At 68.8% G+C, this 15,367-nt stretch carries 14 protein-coding genes; 4 read left to right on the top strand and 10 right to left on the bottom strand.

The genetic code is table 11. From position 1 onward, the window contains the following. Nucleotides 1-29: 29 nt before the first annotated feature. Nucleotides 30-785: a TrmH family RNA methyltransferase gene (locus tag EV192_RS07355; protein WP_243726675.1), complete on the top strand. Its 756-nt coding sequence runs from the start codon at nucleotides 30-32 to the stop codon at nucleotides 783-785. Here EV192_RS07355 and EV192_RS07350 read toward each other — a convergent pair. Continuing rightward, nucleotides 782-1,111, bottom strand: a complete 330-nt coding sequence (locus tag EV192_RS07350; protein ID WP_132112279.1) for a hypothetical protein — start codon at nucleotides 1,109-1,111, stop codon at nucleotides 782-784. The genes EV192_RS07355 and EV192_RS07350 overlap by 4 nt on opposite strands. Nucleotides 1,112-1,323: 212 nt before the next feature. Between EV192_RS07350 and EV192_RS07345 the strand changes: the two genes are divergently transcribed. The 3 genes from EV192_RS07345 to EV192_RS07335 all read left to right on the top strand — a co-directional run bounded on the left by EV192_RS07345 (nucleotide 1,324) and on the right by EV192_RS07335 (nucleotide 4,131). Beyond that, nucleotides 1,324-1,776: an Rv3235 family protein gene (locus EV192_RS07345; RefSeq protein ID WP_132112277.1), complete on the top strand. Its 453-nt coding sequence runs from the start codon at nucleotides 1,324-1,326 to the stop codon at nucleotides 1,774-1,776. A gap of 7 nt (nucleotides 1,777-1,783) precedes the next feature. After that, nucleotides 1,784-2,644: a helix-turn-helix domain-containing protein gene (locus tag EV192_RS07340; RefSeq protein WP_132112275.1), complete on the top strand. Its 861-nt coding sequence runs from the start codon at nucleotides 1,784-1,786 to the stop codon at nucleotides 2,642-2,644. 176 nt (nucleotides 2,645-2,820) lie between these two features. After that, the gene (locus tag EV192_RS07335) at nucleotides 2,821-4,131 is read left to right on the top strand and encodes an FAD-binding oxidoreductase (protein WP_132112273.1); all 1,311 of its coding nucleotides are present in this window, start codon (nucleotides 2,821-2,823) and stop codon (nucleotides 4,129-4,131) included. A 64-nt stretch (nucleotides 4,132-4,195) separates the two neighbouring features. On the opposite strand, the gene secA is transcribed toward EV192_RS07335, so the two are convergent. From secA to EV192_RS07290, 9 genes are all read right to left on the bottom strand, one after another. Further along, the gene (gene secA / locus EV192_RS07330) at nucleotides 4,196-7,609 is read right to left on the bottom strand and encodes a preprotein translocase subunit SecA (RefSeq protein WP_165960235.1); all 3,414 of its coding nucleotides are present in this window, start codon (nucleotides 7,607-7,609) and stop codon (nucleotides 4,196-4,198) included. Nucleotides 7,610-7,885: 276 nt separating this feature from the next. Further along, nucleotides 7,886-8,584 (bottom strand): ribosome hibernation-promoting factor, HPF/YfiA family, encoded by a 699-nt coding sequence (gene hpf / locus EV192_RS07325; RefSeq protein ID WP_132112271.1) that lies wholly within the window; start codon nucleotides 8,582-8,584, stop codon nucleotides 7,886-7,888. 483 nt (nucleotides 8,585-9,067) lie between these two features. Next, entirely contained in the window at nucleotides 9,068-9,664 is a 597-nt protein-coding gene (locus EV192_RS07320; protein WP_243726674.1) for a ComF family protein, read from the bottom strand. A gap of 58 nt (nucleotides 9,665-9,722) precedes the next feature. Continuing rightward, entirely contained in the window at nucleotides 9,723-11,435 is a 1,713-nt protein-coding gene (locus EV192_RS07315) for an LpqB family beta-propeller domain-containing protein (protein WP_132112269.1), read from the bottom strand. Next, complete coding sequence (gene mtrB, locus EV192_RS07310) at nucleotides 11,432-13,105, bottom strand: MtrAB system histidine kinase MtrB (protein ID WP_132112267.1); 1,674 nt, start codon at nucleotides 13,103-13,105, stop codon at nucleotides 11,432-11,434. Before mtrB ends, EV192_RS07315 begins: the two co-directional genes overlap by 4 nt. 4 nt (nucleotides 13,106-13,109) lie before the next feature. Continuing rightward, nucleotides 13,110-13,787 (bottom strand): MtrAB system response regulator MtrA, encoded by a 678-nt coding sequence (gene mtrA / locus EV192_RS07305; RefSeq protein WP_033392556.1) that lies wholly within the window; start codon nucleotides 13,785-13,787, stop codon nucleotides 13,110-13,112. A 122-nt stretch (nucleotides 13,788-13,909) separates the two neighbouring features. Continuing rightward, a complete protein-coding gene (locus EV192_RS07300) occupies nucleotides 13,910-14,542 on the bottom strand; it encodes a dTMP kinase (protein WP_132112265.1) in 633 nt (210 codons plus the stop codon). Nucleotides 14,543-14,551: 9 nt separating this feature from the next. Next, on the bottom strand, nucleotides 14,552-14,947 hold the full coding sequence (locus tag EV192_RS07295) for a YjdF family protein (protein WP_243726721.1): 396 nt from the start codon (nucleotides 14,945-14,947) through the stop codon (nucleotides 14,552-14,554). Nucleotides 14,948-15,096: 149 nt separating this feature from the next. Further along, nucleotides 15,097-15,354, bottom strand: coding sequence for a hypothetical protein (locus tag EV192_RS07290; protein WP_132112261.1), 258 nt, complete (start codon nucleotides 15,352-15,354; stop codon nucleotides 15,097-15,099). Nucleotides 15,355-15,367: the final 13 nt, after the last annotated feature.

Here is a 15,367-nt window from a genome sequence, read left to right as displayed (position 1 = left end):
ACATTCGGCCGACGTGGGATTCTGGCCAAGTGGGATCGCCGAAGGACAGGTTCGTCACCGTGTACGGCCGCAAGCCGGTGTTGGAGGCGCTCGGGGACGTGACCTTGCAGGTCGACAAGGTGGTTCTGGCGGACACGGCCCGTGGCCACGCGGCGCGCGAGATCCTGGACGCCGCCTCGTCGCGGGGGGTGCCCGTCCAGCGGGCGACCGCGCAGCGGGTGAAGGTGCTGGCCGGCAACGGCAAGCAGGACCAAGGGGTGCTCGCGGACGTCGTGGCGCCCCGGATGAAGCTCCTGACAGACGCGCTGGCGGGGCCACGGCCGCCGCGTGGGGTGCTGTTGCTCGACGGCATCACCACGCCGGCGAATGTGGGCATGATCCTGCGCACGGCCACCGCCGCGGGGATGGGCGGGATCGTGGTGCCGAGGCGTGGGGTGGCCGGCATCGACCCCCTGGTGGTCAAGGCGTCCGCGGGGGTGGCGTTCCACGCGCCCGTGCTGCGGTGCGCGACCGCCACCGAGGCCGCTGAGCAGCTGCACACGGCCGGGTACCCGCTGATCGCGTTGGACGCCAAGGCGCATTCGTCGCTGTTCTCGGCGTCGTTGCCGAGCAAGGCGGCGTTCGTGCTCGGCAGCGAGACGGCGGGGGTGTCCGACGGGGTGCGGGCCCTGGTGGACATGTGGGTCTCGATTCCGATGCGCGGCGGCGTGGAATCGCTGAACGTGGCGAGCGCGGCGGCCGTCCTCTGTTTCGAGCACCTCCGCCGCGACTCATCAACATATTAACGTTGTTCTATGTGATATCCGGCGACCCGGGCGGTCGAAAGCAAAAGTCCGCGGCATTCGGCGACCGAAGGACTAAACCCCGGCTCGGCGATAGACCCCAGCTCATACCAGAAAGAACCGCCGGCCGCACAGTGCGCCACCACCCGATACGAAGAGGGTGGATACGGCAGGTAGTTGCAGTACGCCGTGACGCGCTCACCTGCGAAGATGGGCTCCACGACGGTATCGCACCCGGGCGGCGGGATGTCCTCGGCGGCCGTGGCGGCCGGCGCCAAACCAATCACCGAAACAATCACCGCAACGAGTGTCAACAATTTTGCGCGCATCGCGCCTCCCCGGATCCGATGGATCAGACCGCCTCAGAATAGAAGCCGAAGTGAACGCGGGACAATTAACCACCCAAGTGACAGACAACCGCAAACCGTGACCCCGACTGCTCCAAAAGAGCGACGTTCCGCGTGATTACGGGTGGTTCGGCGACGTAACCCGGCCGGGCGAACCTTGTCCGGTTCACCCACCGCACCGACTCTGTACCGGCGTGACACCGACCCTGCGCCCGCTGCGCGGCTACGAACCCACCGACGAGATCCCCCTCGACCTGGAACGCTGGGCGACGCCGAAACCCATGGTCGAGCCGCAGCTGATCCTGACCGAGGAGACGCCGGACGACGGCCAGCTCCGGACCATGCTCACCAAGGTCCTCGAAGTCCTGGACGGTCGCCGGCACATCGCCCAGGTCCGGACCCTCCTGGCCGACCCGATCTACGAAGCCACCCTGACCCGCCTCCGAACCATGCCGGCGGCCACGCGCTACCAGCTGTACTCGGTGCACACCTGCTGGCCGACCCCGAACGCCGTGGAGATGACCGGCCGCCTGGAGACCACCCGCCCGGGCCACCGCCGAGCCCAGGCACTGACGGCCAGGATGGAACGCAGGCAAGGCATCTGGACCTGCGTCTTCCTGCGAATCCTTGAAGGCCGCCAGGCCTAGTGCTGTGATGACCACAGTGGAGTCATACGTCGAGCGTGCGCCGTTGCCCGAGCTGGCCGGGGCGGTGCGGACAGTCTGGATCCAGCGCACCGGCCCGGCGGTGTACGTGCAGCGGCACCTGCCCACGGGCGGGGTCGAGATCCACTTTCCGATCGGCGGCCATCCCCAGCTGGTCGGTCCGCTGACCGCGCCGGCGATCGAGGCCATTCCAGCGCACACCACGGTCGTGGGTGTGCGGTTCCAACCGGGAACCGCGCCGCCCCTCCCGACGGTGCTCGACGACCTGGTGGACCAGCGCCTTGGCTTGACGGAGCTGTGGGGACCTTCGGTGGACCGCCTGGTGGAGGCGATGGCTCTGGCCGGGACGCCCGAGCGGGCGCTCATGGTGGTGCAGGCCCATCTCGTGCGGGAGTTCCGGCGTGCGGACCGCCTGGATCCACTGGTGGGCGAAGCCGTGCGGGCGCTGATGCCGTGGCATCCGGTCGACATCGACACCCTGGCCACCCACCTGACGCTGTCCGCCAGCCAACTACGTCGCCGCTGCCTGCACGCGGTGGGGGTGAGTCCCAAGGTCCTCCAGCGGACGTTGCGGTTCCAGGGGTTTCTCGCACTGGCTCAGGCCGGCGCCACCGCCTCGGGCCGGCGCGGCACGGACGGCATCGCGGGACTGGCGGTCGACGCCGGGTACGCCGACCAAGCCCACCTCAGCCGGGAATGCCTCCGCCTGACCGGCCTCACCCCGCGCCAACTCCTCGGCGGCAGCGTCGACCGGTGCGCCTGTGGCCACGAGCACTCCGCCTCCTACAAGCCCTTCCTCGCCACCCGTGGTGCGCGATTCGGTCAAGAACTGTCGTCGCGCCGCTCCTAGTGGTTGCGACCGGAGGTTCGTTGGGGGTATTCGGCGGATCCAGGTTTCCGCTGGGCGTGCGGCCGGAAGGTCCTCGTACCGGGTTGTATTTGGGCCTTTCGGCCGTGCGGCCAGCGGGAAGCTGGGCCGTCGAGACCCCCGACGAACTTCCGGTCGTGACCACTAGTTTCGGGCCCATGCCCTCCCTGGCCGAGTTCCGCGATTCCCTCGACGGCGAGTTGTTCAGCCCCGGCACTTCGGGCTACGAGACGATCCGCCACCCGGTCAACGCCGCGTACCGGGAGGTGCGTCCCCGGCTCGTGGTTCTGTGCCGCTCAGTCTCGGACGTCGTCGGCGCCATGGCATACGCGACAGCCATCGGTGACCGCATCGTCCCTCGTGGCGGCGGACACTGCTTCGCGGGCCGCTCGTCGACGGACGGCATCGTCCTCGACATGTCCGGCCTCGACGGCATCACCGTGGCACCTGACCAGGTCGCCACGGTCCAAGCCGGCGCCCGCCTGGAACAGGTGTACCCGACGCTGCACACCTACGGCCGAACCCTGCCGGCCGGGTGCGGACCCACCGTCGGGATCACAGGTCTCACCTTGGGCGGTGGGATCGGGTTACTCGGCCGCAAGCATGGGCTGACCTGCGATCGTCTCGTCGGCGCGCAGGTCGTGCTCGCGGACGGCAGCGTCGTGGACTGCGACCACGACCACCACCCAGACTTGTTCTGGGCGCTGCGGGGCGCGGGCGGCGGCCAGTTCGGCGTGGTCACGTCACTGCGGTTCGACACCGTGCCGGAGCCGACGACCACTCGGATCGAGGCACACTGGTCGGACATCCCCGTCGCGGACCTGGTCTCGGCCTGGCAGGTCTGGGCACCGGACGCCCCGGACGACCTCACCGTCAACCTCACCCTTGAGTCCGAGCCCGGCGCACCTGTCCGGGCCACCCTCTTCGGCGCCGCCACCCTCGACGAGGGACCGACCCGGGACCTGCTGCGGGAGTTCACCGACCAAGCGGGCCTGGCCGCCGCGATCGACCTGCGCCCCGGCCTCCCGTACCACCAGTTGAAGCGCACCTTCGCCGACCCACGGGACCTACCCGAACAACCCGTGCGGATCCGATCGGAGTTCTTCGCCCACCCGATGGCCTCCGACACCCTCACATCGCTGCTGACCCAGCTCGCCGCGGGCCGACGGCAGCTCAGTTTCACCGCGATGGGCGGGGCCTACAACCGAGTCGCCGAGGACGCCACCGCGTTCGCCCACCGCACCGAGCGCTTCCTGCTCGAACACATCGCCGACCCGGGCGACCCATGGGTGGACCAGTCCTGGGCGACCGCCCACACCGACGGGTCCGGGCGTGTCTACCCCAACTTCCCCGACCCCCAACTCGACAACTGGGCCACGGCCTACCACGCGGGCAACCACCCCCGCCTGGCAGCGGTCAAGAACGCCTACGACCCGCACAGGTTCTTCGACTTCCCCCAAGCTCTCTGACCAAGGTCAGCGAAGAGGCCCGCCGTTGGCACGGCGGGCCTCGTCCGGGTTTGTCCTTTGTGGATCAGCGGCGGGGGCCTTTTCGGCCTTTCTTGGCGTTTGCTCGGGCCGCTGCCCGGCGTTCGCGGCGGGTTCCGCTGCCGCCGCCCGAGGCGCCTTCGTCGTCGGCGGTGTCGTCGTGGGAGTTCACGCCGCCGTCTTCGGCTGGGCCGCTGTAGTTCAGGCGTTGCTGTTGGCTGGGGCCGCCCAGGCCTTTGCCGCGCAGCGCTGGGGGGACGTTCTGCTGTGGTTCCTCGTCCTCCGGTTCCGGTGCGGCGTGCCGGCCGCGACCGTTGCCGTTCTGAGCTGTGCCGTTGGACTGGGTGCGGGCCGCCTCGGCCGCGCGGGCGAAGGCCTCGGGGACCTCGGTCGGCGCGGTCGCCTGGGCGGGTTCCGGTTGGGCCGTCTCGACCTGGAGGTTGAACAGGAAGCCGACGGTCTCCTCCTTCAGCGCCTCCAGCATCGCGCTGAACATCTCGTAGCCCTCGCGCTGGTACTCGATCAGCGGGTCGCGCTGGGCCATCGCGCGCAGGCCGATGCCTTCCTTCAGGTAGTCCATCTCGTAGAGGTGCTCGCGCCACTTGCGGTCCAGCACCGAGAGGACGACCTTGCGCTCCAGCTCACGCATCGCGCCTTCGCCGACCTGGCCGTCGATCTGCCGCTCGCGGTCCTCGTACGCCGCCAGGATGTCCTCGGTGATGGCTTCCTCGAGGTACTCCCTGGTGAGGTCGTCGTCGCCCTCGGCCAGTTCCGTCCAGTTCAGCTTGACCGGGTACAGCGTCTTCAACGCCGTCCACAGCTTCTCGTGGTCCCAGTCCTCGGAGTAGCCCTCGGAGGTCGCGCCAAGGACGTACTCCTTGGCCACATCCACGATCATGTTCCTGATCTGCTCGCTGATGTCCTCGCCCTCGAGCATCCGGCGGCGCTCGGCGTAGATCACCTTGCGCTGCTCGTTCATCACGTCGTCGTACTTGAGGACGTTCTTGCGGATCTCGAAGTTCTGCTGCTCGACCTGGGTCTGCGCGCTCTTGATCGCCCGGGTGACGATCTTCGCGTCGATCGGCATGTCCTCGGGGACGCGCAGCGTGGTCATCACGCGCTCGACCATGGCCGCGTTGAACCGCCGCATCAGCTCGTCGCCGAGCGACAGGTAGAACCGCGACTCACCCGGGTCGCCCTGCCGGCCGGAACGACCGCGCAGCTGGTTGTCGATCCGGCGGGACTCGTGCCGCTCGGTGCCGAGCACGTACAGGCCGCCGAGGCTGGCGATGACCTTCCGGTCCGCGCTCGCCTTCTCGTACTCCTCGTCGTACGTCCGGTCGTAGACGACCTGGTCGAACAGGTCGTGCCGGAGCCGGCTGAACACGTCATGCAGCAGCGGGGTGTGCACCGCCTCGTAGACTTCCTTGCCGATGGTCGTCTCAAGCTGCTCGACGCGCTTGCCCTCGTCCATCCCGCGGTCCTTTTTGGACGACCGCTCGGTGGCCTTCTTCACCGCGGTCTGCGCCCGGTCGGCCGCTGACGACGCGACCTCGCCGACGTTGTCCGCCGGCAGGTCGTGCTGCTTGGTGAGCACCACCTGCACACCCTCGTGGACCCGCTCGCCGATCAGGTCGTACTGGCGGTCGCGACGCTCGAAGAACTCGTCGTCTACCTTGCCCCCGCCGCCGATCCGGTTGGCCAGCACCCGCTGCTCGGCCACGGCGTCCGTGGTCCGCAGGTACTCGCGGACCGCCGAGCCGAGCCTGCCGAGCACCTCGTCCTGCGCGGCGTCCGCGATCGGCTTCGCCTGCCGCTCCGCCGCGTCCCGGGCCTTCGACTCGGCCTTCTCGGTCGCGATCCGGTGCGCCTGGATGTGCGTCGGGTCGCCGGCGATCTCCGCCTCGGCTTCCTCCAGCTCGTCCTCGATCGCCGGGTCCTGCTGGAGCTCGATCTCGCCGCCGCCGAGCACGATGTCGGTACCACGACCGGCCATGTTGGTGGCGATGGTGACCGCGCCGCGCTGGCCGGCCTGGGCGATGATCTTCGCCTCGCGCTCCTGCGCCTCCGCCGCCTTCGCCGCGTTCAGGACCTCGTGCGGGATCCGCATCTTGGTCAGCAGCTTCGACAGGTACTCCGACCGCTCCACGCTCGTGGTGCCGACCAGCACCGGCTGGCCCTTCTCGTGCCGCTCGGCGATGTCCTCCGCGACCGCCTCGTACTTGGCCTGCTCGCTCTTGTAGATCAGGTCGGTGTGGTCCGTGCGGACCATCGGCTTGTTGGTCGGGATCGGCACCACGTCCAGCTTGTACGTCTGGTGCAGCTCGGCCGCCTCGGTCTGGGCGGTACCCGTCATCCCGGCCAGCTTCTCGTACAGCCGGAAGTAGTTCTGCAGGGTGATCGTGGCCAGGGTCTGGTTCTCGGCCTTGATCTCCACCCGCTCCTTGGCCTCGATGGCCTGGTGCATGCCCTCGTTGTAGCGCCGGCCGTGCAGCACGCGGCCGGTGAACTCGTCGACGATCAGGACCTCGCCCTGCTTGACGATGTAGTCCTTGTCCTTCTTGTAGAGCTCCTTGGCCTTCAGCGCGTTGTTCAGGTACCCGACCAGCGGCGTGTTCGCCGACTCGTACAGGTTGTCGATGCCCAGCTGGTCCTCGATGAACGCGACCCCGGCCTCGACCACGCCGACCGTGCGCTTGCGCTCGTCGACCTCGTAGTGGATGTCGCGGCGCAGCAGCGGCGCCATCCGCGCGAACTCCTGGTACCAACGGGACGACTGCTCGGCCGGGCCGGAGATGATCAGCGGCGTGCGGGCCTCGTCGATCAGGATCGAGTCGACCTCGTCGACGATCGCGAAGGAGTGCTCGCGCTGGACGCAGTCCTCCAGGCTCCACGCCATGTTGTCACGCAGGTAGTCGAAGCCGAACTCGTTGTTCGTGCCGTAGGTGATGTCCGCCTGGTAGGCCGAGCGGCGCACGTCCGGCGACATGTCGGACAGGATCATGCCGACGTTCAGGCCGAGGAACTGGTGGATCCGGCCCATCCAGTTCGCGTCCCGTTTGACCAGGTAGTCGTTGACCGTGACAACGTGCACGCCGCGCCCGGCGATCGCGTTCAGGTAGGCCGGCAGCACACACGTCAGGGTCTTGCCCTCGCCGGTCTTCATCTCGGCGACCATGCCAAGGTGCAGCGCTGTGCCGCCCATCACCTGCACGTCGAAGTGCCGCTGGCCGAGCACCCGCTTGGCGGCCTCGCGGGCCGTCGCGTACGCCTCGGGCAGCAGGTCGTCCAAGGTCTCGCCGTTGGCGAACCGTTCCTTGAACGTCTGGGTACGCTCCCGCAGCGCATCGTCGGACAGGGCGGCCACGTCGTCTTCGAGGGTGTTGATGTGCGCAGCGATATTGCGCAAGCGCCTCAGTGTCTTGCCTTCGCCCGCGCGGAGCACCCGAGCCAGCACCATGTTGCCCTGACCTCACTACGTGATCGACTGTGCGCCCACCGATGACGGGCACCTCGATGTCCCATCGTAGGGAACGCGCAAACGGGGACGCACGGCCCGTACGACGGGTGGTCTTTACACAAGGAGAACGTCCCGGGAGCCACATGGTTCCCGGGAGCTGTGCCGGGGCGATGTCGGGCCTGCTGCGCGGCGTGAACGTGCGGCGCGGCCTGGCCGCGGGACTGGTGTCGCGCGGCCAGGCCGGCCGGTTGTTGGGTCGTTCGGTTGGTGGGTCGGTTATGCCATTCTGATCACGCCGTAGTCGAAGCCCTTCCGGCGGTACACCACGCTCGGCCGGCCCACTTCGGCGTCGAAGAAGAGGTAGAAGTCGTGTCCGACCAGCTCCATCTGATAGAGGGCCTGGTCAACGCTCATGGGTGTGGCGGGATGCTCCTTCTCCCGCACGACGCGACCGGGCATGGGTTCGTCCAGCCCGCTGTCCCATCGTTGCTCCGGAACGATGCCGTCGTCGGACAGGCCGTCGAACTCCGGGGACTCCAGCAGCGCGGTCCGCGCGGATCGCTGGGGGGTCATCATGGCGTTGCGCTCGCGCAATTCAGGCGCGGCGTCAACGGAGCCGATCTCAGGCGAGGACGTCGCCTCGGCCACGGAGGACGGGCTACGACGCCCGTGGTGCACACGCCTGCGGTCATGCAGACGCCGCAACCGGTTCTCAAGCTTGTTCACCGCTGAGTCGAGCGCGGCGTAGAAGTCGCCGGCGCACGCCTCCGACCGGACGACCGGTCCCCTGCTCTTGGCGGTGATCTCCACCCGCTGGCAGCTCTTGGCCTGCCGGCGGTTGGGCTCATGGAACAATTCCACATCGAAGCGGATGACCTTCTTGTCATACCGCTCAAGCCGGGCGAGCTTGTCCGTCACATGCACCCGGTAATGATCGGGCACTTCGACGTTGCGCCCCTTCACGACGATGTCCATACACGACCTCCTCGCTGTCCACATGCGAGCCATTGATCGGCGAATACATGGCGTCCGGGGCCCTGCCGAACCAACCCGTGCCTTCTTCCGGGTCAGCTCCCCACCGGCGCCAGGATCATGGGCTGATCGCCTCCTCCCTCATGCCGGGACTGATAGCGCTGCACGTTAGCCCGGGTTGCGGTTCGGCAACAGCCCCCGCGACGGGCGAACTCGGTGCGCGACGGAGAGTGACACACGGCACACGAAAACCCGGGACGCGATACCCGAGCGGCGCACGAACGTCCACACGACAGCGGGCGATTTCACCCTTGTGGAGGAGTGAAGTACCCGTGGCGGTCGCTGTCCGGGCTGGCATCGGCAGGCTCCGTCGTCCCTCCAACGGGCCCACCGGCCGAACACTCCGCCACCACATACCCGGCCAACGTCCGAATCCCGATCTTGGTTCCCGGCGAGAGTTCACCCGTACGGGGGTATGCACCAGATCTAGGTGGCGGTCAAAGCCAACACGGCTTTCACATTCGCTCCGGCCTTTCGTAGCACGTCAGCGCACGCGGCGGCGGTCGCGCCGGTGGTGATGACGTCGTCGACGACTATCACCTCAGTCCCGCGGGCGAGGGGCGCGCACCGGATCCGGCCCTTGAGGTTGGCGGCGCGCCCGGCCCGGTCCAGTCCGACCGAGTCCCGGGCGCGCCGGTCCAGCCGGAGCACCGACCGGACCGGGACACCGGTCCGCCGGGCGACTTCGAGCATGTGCTGGCCACCTCGCCGGCGGGCCGCGGCCGCTCGGGACGGGGCCGGGACGACCACGACCCCTGGCCCGGACAGCCGGGCGAGGGCTTCGGCGAGCAGCCTGCCGAAGTGGGCCGCCAGCTCCCGCCGGCCACGCTCCTTGTACGCGATGACCGCGCGCCGGGCGGGCCCGTCGTACTTGGCGAGCGCGTACATGGGTGGGCCCTTGGTTCGTTCGACCAGACGTACGCAGGCCATGCCCCGCCGGCAACGAAGGCACAGCACCTCACCGGGGGTGGCGCAGCCCGCGCAGCATGCGGGCAGGATCAGGTCCAGCAGTCCTCGCAACATGGCGACACCGTCGCACACGGGACCGACAAAACGGCGTTACCTCGACTCGAAGCCCTGGTCAGCCAGGATAGAAGGCGTGCGCGGTCGGGCCTTGGCCGCCTTCGAAGGGCTGCCAGATCTGGCCCACCTCGGAGGCTCCCCACATACCCACCGCGTCCGTCACGACCACCGTGCGGCTCGGCGCCGCGGTGATCGAGGTGAGCGGCTGGGTCAGGTTCGAGAGGCTGTAACGCTCCGGCTCGACCCCGTCCACCGGGACCCGCCAGACCGGGCCGGTTGGGCTGTTGGTGGCGACCATGACCGTGCTCGGGTTCAGCCAGTCGACGCTGACCGCGCTGGTGACCCGGGGAACGAGCTTGGGGGCCGCGATGGTCACCCCGGTGCTGTTGTCGGTGCGGGCCACCGCGCCGACGTAGAGCTTGCCGTCGGCGACCACAGCCACTCGCACCCCGTCCCGGGACAGCCGCAGGTCGGTGATCTTGCCGAACTTGCTCAGGCTGGTGTAGTCCACCGGCAGGCCGTACCAGTTGTTGTCCTTGGTCCTGGCCAGCCGGACCACCGCCCCGTCGGCCACCGTCCAGACCTCGTTGCTGCCCGTCTGGTTGGCCGACAGTCCCGGCTGCCACGTCGGCCGGGTCATCTCGGTGGTGGGGCCGTAGACCACGCGCAGGCCCACGTTGGTGTTGCCGACCCGCAGCTGCAGGCCGGCGTTGGTGCGCTCGACCAGCGCCAGGTCGGAGCCGTCGCCGGACTGGGCCACGCTTTCCACGTGGTACTCGCCGCTGCCGGCCGGGCCGGGCACGGGCGTCAGGTCCTTCAAGGACTTCATCCGGTTGTTGACCACCACGTAACCCGGGTACTGCGCGCCCGGCGTCGTCTTGTCGCTCAGGGTCTGGACGTCCGCGGCCCGCCACTCGCTGCGCTCCGGCACCAGCGGGACGCCTTCGGCCTGGATCCGGACCGTGCTGGCCAGGTCCCGCAGGGACAGCATCACCTGCTGGGCGATGAGTTCCTTGTCCTCCCGGTTGGGATTGCCGATGTCGCCGAGGTTCACCACCAACACGTTGTCCTTGGCCAGTGCCGCGTTGGTGCGTTGCGTCGCGGTCCGCGGTAACGCGCTGCGCATCGCGCCGTCCAGGCTGCTCGCGGGACCGAGCAGCAGTAACTGCACGACATCGGAGGGGGTCACGCTCGGCGCCGCCGGCAGGTACCGCAGGTCCGGTACGACCACGCTCTTGGTCACGTCGTAGAAGTAGAGCCGGACCGGCCGGTAGTTCAGGTTGAACTCGATCAACGGCACGATCAGCCCGTTCGCGGGCACCTGCGCGATCCGCCACTGACCGTCCTGTTTGGCCAGTCGCACGGCCTGGCTGAGCGCGCCCTGCTGGGCCGTGAAGGACTTGTCCTGATTGAGGATTCCCATCCGGGTGCCCTTGACCTCGACGGTGATCTGGTTCGGATCGCCCTCCTTGTCAGGCGACTGCGGGACCGTGGAGAAGTCGTCCTCGATGATCGTGGGCTGGTTGTCCGGATGCCACGCGCGTTTCGCTTCCTCGGTCAGGTACGCCTGCGCCGCCGTGGTGTTGCCGCTGTTGCGGATGAAGTCGCGGACCACCGTGATCGCCTCGGCGTCCTTGGCCGGCCCCTGCGGGGGCTTCTGGGTCGGCGCCTCGGAGTTCGGAATGATCTGCGGGACAGTGTCGTCCTGGATGTTCGCGCACCCGCTGAGCACCCACACACAGGCCAGCAGGGCCAGCAGGCGGCCGGTCAACGGACTTCCTCCAGCGGTTGCTGGGCGACCACTTCGGTGTCGTCGGCCGGACGCAACGGCAGCGGGCTCTCGCCGAGCTCGACGCCTTGCTGCCGCGGCAACAACAGGCGGAAGTTCGCGCCTCGGCCGGGTTCGCCCCACGCCTCCAGCGCGCCGCCGTGCAGCCGGGCGTCCTCCACGCTGATCGCCAGCCCCAGTCCGGTGCCGCCGGTATGCCGGTTACGGGACGGGTCCGCGCGCCAGAACCGGTTGAACACCAGCTCCGCCTCGCCCGTCCGCAGACCTACGCCGTAGTCCCGGACGGTGACCACGAGCGTGGTGTCGTCGAACGCCAGCCGCAGCCGCACCGGCCGGCTTTCGCCGTGGTCGACCGCGTTGGCAAGCAGGTTGCGCAGGATCCGTTCGACGCGCCGGGCGTCGACCTCGGCGGTCGCCGGCGCGGCGGGCAGTTCCAGCTCGATCCGGCTGCCCGCGTTCTCCGCGATCACCCGTACCGAGTCCAGCGCCCGCTTGGCGATCGCGCGGACGTCGGTGACCTCGGCGGCCAACTCCTCCACGCCGGCGTCCAGGCGGCTGATCTCCAGCAGGTCGCCGAGCAGCGACTCGAACCGGTCCAGCTCGTCCACCAGCAGCTCGGTCGACCGGGCCAGGCCGGCCGGGAACTGGCTGCGCGAGGCGTGCAGCACGTCCGCGGCCATCCGCACGGTCGTCAACGGGGTCCGCAGCTCGTGCGACACGTCCGAGGTGAACCGGCGCTGCAGCTGGCCGAACTCCTCCAGCTGCTGGATCTGATACTTGATGCTCTCGGCCATCTGGTTGTACGACTCGGCGAGCTTGGCCACGTCGTCCTCGCCGATCACCGCCATCCGCTCGTCCAGCTCCCCGGAGGCGAACCGCTCGGCGGCCTCGGCGGCCCGCCGCACCGGGCGGACGACCTGCCGGGTGACCAGGTTCGCGATGCCGGCGAGCAGCAACAGCAGCACCAGACCGCCGACGATCAAGGTGCTCTGCACGACGTTGATGGTGTTCTGCTCGGCCGTGAGCGGGAACAGCAGATACAGCTGGATCGGCCGGTTCGCGCTGGTCACGGGCGCGCCGACGAACAGGAACGTCTTCCGGCTGGCGTCCCGGTCCACGGTGAACACCTGGCGGGCCATCTGGTTGTTCTGGACGGCCTGCCGCAACCCGACAGGCACGTCGATGTACGACCCGACGCTGACGACCGTCGTCACATCCCGGCCGTCATACGCGATCACCGGCTCGAACGCGCCGGCGACCGAGTCCGTCGCGTTGGACTGGTCGTCGGCCGAACTGGACGGGCTGGACAGCTTGGTGCGCGCGCTGGACAGCCGGTTCACCAGGCTGTCGCCGAGCACGTCCGCACCGAGCAGCTCCCGGTCGACGACCGCGACGGCGGCCTGGGTCTCCACGGTGGCCGCCTGCTGCTTGCTGGACAGCAGCCGGTCGGTGATCTGGTTCTGCAGGACCATGCCCAGCACGAAGACCACGGCGGAGGACAGGGCAAGCGTGCTCACGACGACCCGGACCTGCAACGAACGGCGCCACAGCTCACCGAACGCCACAGACCGCTCCCGGCCGAACACCACCGCCCGGCCGATCTGCCGTACCACCATCCGGATGTGTCGCCGGACGAACGCCCTCACCCGCATAGGATCACGGAGGACCGGCCTTGTAGCCAACCCCGCGCACCGTGAGGACCACCTCCGGGTGCTCCGGGTCCTTCTCCACCTTCGACCGCAGCCGCTGGACGTGCACGTTCACCAGACGCGTGTCCGCCGCGTGCCGGTAGCCCCAGACCTGTTCGAGCAGGACCTCGCGGGTGAACACCTGACGTGGCTTGCGGGCCAGCGCGACGAGCAGGTCGAACTCCAGCGGCGTCAGCTGGATCGCCTTGCCCTCCCTGGTCACCTCGTGGCCGGGGACGTCGATGGTCAGGTCGCCGATGGCGAGCACCTCGGCCGGCTCGGACTCGGTGCGCCGCATCCGCGCCCGCACCCGGGCGACGAGTTCCTTGGGCTTGAACGGCTTGACGACGTAGTCGTCCGCGCCGGACTCAAGGCCGAGCACGATGTCGACCGTGTCGCTCTTGGCGGTCAGCATCACGATCGGGACGCCGGACTCGGCGCGGATCGCCTTGCAGACGTCGATCCCGTTCATGCCCGGCAGCATCAGGTCGAGCAGGACCAGGTCGGGCTTGAGCTCACGCAGCGCGGGGAGCGCGCGGGAGCCGTCGGCCACGACCGCGGTGTCGAAACCTTCGCCGCGGAGCACGATCGTCAGCATCTCGGCGAGGGCGGGGTCATCGTCAACGACCAGCACGCGTGCCTTCATGCCTCCCATCGTCGCACTATCGCCCGCGTGGGCGTGCGCAACCCGCTGATCTTGCCTCTGCGTCACCCAAATACTCCATCACTCGACGTTTGGTGTGCTATCCGTATCAATGAGTGCGGGTGTTACGCGTCAGCCAAAAGGGTGTCAGCCAGCGAGTCGAATTCCAGTTCGGCGTCGCCGTGCAGGACAAGCCACGGCGAAAGCCAGCCGATCCGCGCCAGCCCGTCGTAGACCGCGGCGCATCTGGCCTGCAATCCGCTGTCGGTCTCGTAGGAGTCACGGACCCGGTCGCGGTTCTCCGCCCTGGTCGCGGCGAGCTCGACCGGGACTTTCAGCAACAGCTGCCGGTCCGGCACGGGCAGGCCGAACCTTTTCACTTCCAGCTCGGCCACCCAGTCGACGATTTCGCCGCGCTCGTCCTGACGCAGCCGGGCCGCTTGATAGGCGGCGTTCGACGCTATGTAACGGTCGACAAGCACAATGTCGAAGTCGTTGAGATCCGCGCGCAGCGTTTCCCGGGCGGCATGGCGGTCGAGTGCGAACAGCACGGCCATGCCGTGCACGGAGTCGGCGACGTCGCCGAGCCTGCCGTGCAGGGCGTCGCTGACCAGATCGGCGTGCACGTCCTCGCCGTATCTCGGGAACGCGTGCTGCGCGACCTTCGCCCCACGCCGCTGGAACGCCTCGGTGAGCGCACCGCCGAGGGTGCGCTTGCCCGAGCCGTCCAAGCCTTCGATGACCACCAGTCGACCCACGGCGGCAGGCTACCTGCCTCGGTGTTTGGCCTTGGCCTTGGCGCGGGCGATGGTCCGCCGCCGGTCCTTCTCGGCCGCCTCCCGGTCCTTGCGGGCGGCCTTGCTCTCCACCGAACGTGCGGCGACGGCGGCTTTCATGGCCCGCTGCGCCGCGGTGCCGACCATGGGTGTGTCGACGTTCCGCAGCTCACGCTTCCAGCTCAAGGCGCGCTGCTCGGACGACACCGCCGGGGACCTGTGCGCCAACCGGGACAGCCGGTCGAACTCGCCCCGGCAGGCGAACTGCAGCAGTTCGGCGTTGGTGGGTTCCGGACCGAAGACGTGCCGGGCCGCGCGGACCCCGTCCTCGTCGTGCACCTCCAGCACACCGACCCAGAACTGTCCGTCGAAATAGACGGTGAACATCTCACTCACGTCCGACCTCCAGGCATGCGAAAGCAGCCTGGCCAGCCTGGTTTCCCGAAACGGGACAACGGACCGCTGCCACAACGGACTGCGCGGCCGCCCGGACTACCGACCGGGCCGTGAGGTTCGTCCAGCCAAGAATGACCTGTTCAGTGTGCCAGACGAAGGCGCCGGCGGGTGATGATCACCCCGCCGGCACCGATGGCCAGCCCGCTCGCCACCACCAGCAGCAGGAGGGGGTCCTGTGTGGTAGCCGCGGGTGGCGTGATCGCCTCGCGTTCACCCCTGGCGATCACCGTGGCCATCGGTGCCGGTTCGGCAGCGGCTGGTGGGGCCGCCGCCAGGACGAGACCTGCGCCGAGGATCGCGGTCGCGGGCAGACAACGCGTGAGCCTCGGCGCGGGCATGGGCTTGGGCTCC

This window comes from Actinocrispum wychmicini, assembly GCF_004345645.1.
In the GTDB taxonomy this organism is placed as follows: domain Bacteria; phylum Actinomycetota; class Actinomycetes; order Mycobacteriales; family Pseudonocardiaceae; genus Kibdelosporangium; species Kibdelosporangium wychmicini.
Note: the sequence above shows the minus strand (reverse complement) of the source record. Positions and strands in the feature narration are given on the sequence as shown.

Coding starts and splice junctions, on each gene's coding strand:
- EV192_RS07350 (WP_132112279.1), bottom strand. CDS start 1,111: ATGCGCGCAAAATTGTTGACACTCGTTGCGGTGATTGTTTCGGTGATT.
- EV192_RS07340 (WP_132112275.1), top strand. CDS start 1,784: ATGACCACAGTGGAGTCATACGTCGAGCGTGCGCCGTTGCCCGAGCTG.
- EV192_RS07335 (WP_132112273.1), top strand. CDS start 2,821: ATGCCCTCCCTGGCCGAGTTCCGCGATTCCCTCGACGGCGAGTTGTTC.
- secA (WP_165960235.1), bottom strand. CDS start 7,609: ATGGTGCTGGCTCGGGTGCTCCGCGCGGGCGAAGGCAAGACACTGAGG.
- hpf (WP_132112271.1), bottom strand. CDS start 8,584: ATGGACATCGTCGTGAAGGGGCGCAACGTCGAAGTGCCCGATCATTAC.
- EV192_RS07320 (WP_243726674.1), bottom strand. CDS start 9,664: ATGTTGCGAGGACTGCTGGACCTGATCCTGCCCGCATGCTGCGCGGGC.
- mtrB (WP_132112267.1), bottom strand. CDS start 13,105: ATGCGGGTGAGGGCGTTCGTCCGGCGACACATCCGGATGGTGGTACGG.
- mtrA (WP_033392556.1), bottom strand. CDS start 13,787: ATGAAGGCACGCGTGCTGGTCGTTGACGATGACCCCGCCCTCGCCGAG.
- EV192_RS07295 (WP_243726721.1), bottom strand. CDS start 14,947: ATGTTCACCGTCTATTTCGACGGACAGTTCTGGGTCGGTGTGCTGGAG.
- EV192_RS07290 (WP_132112261.1), bottom strand. CDS start 15,354: ATGCCCGCGCCGAGGCTCACGCGTTGTCTGCCCGCGACCGCGATCCTC.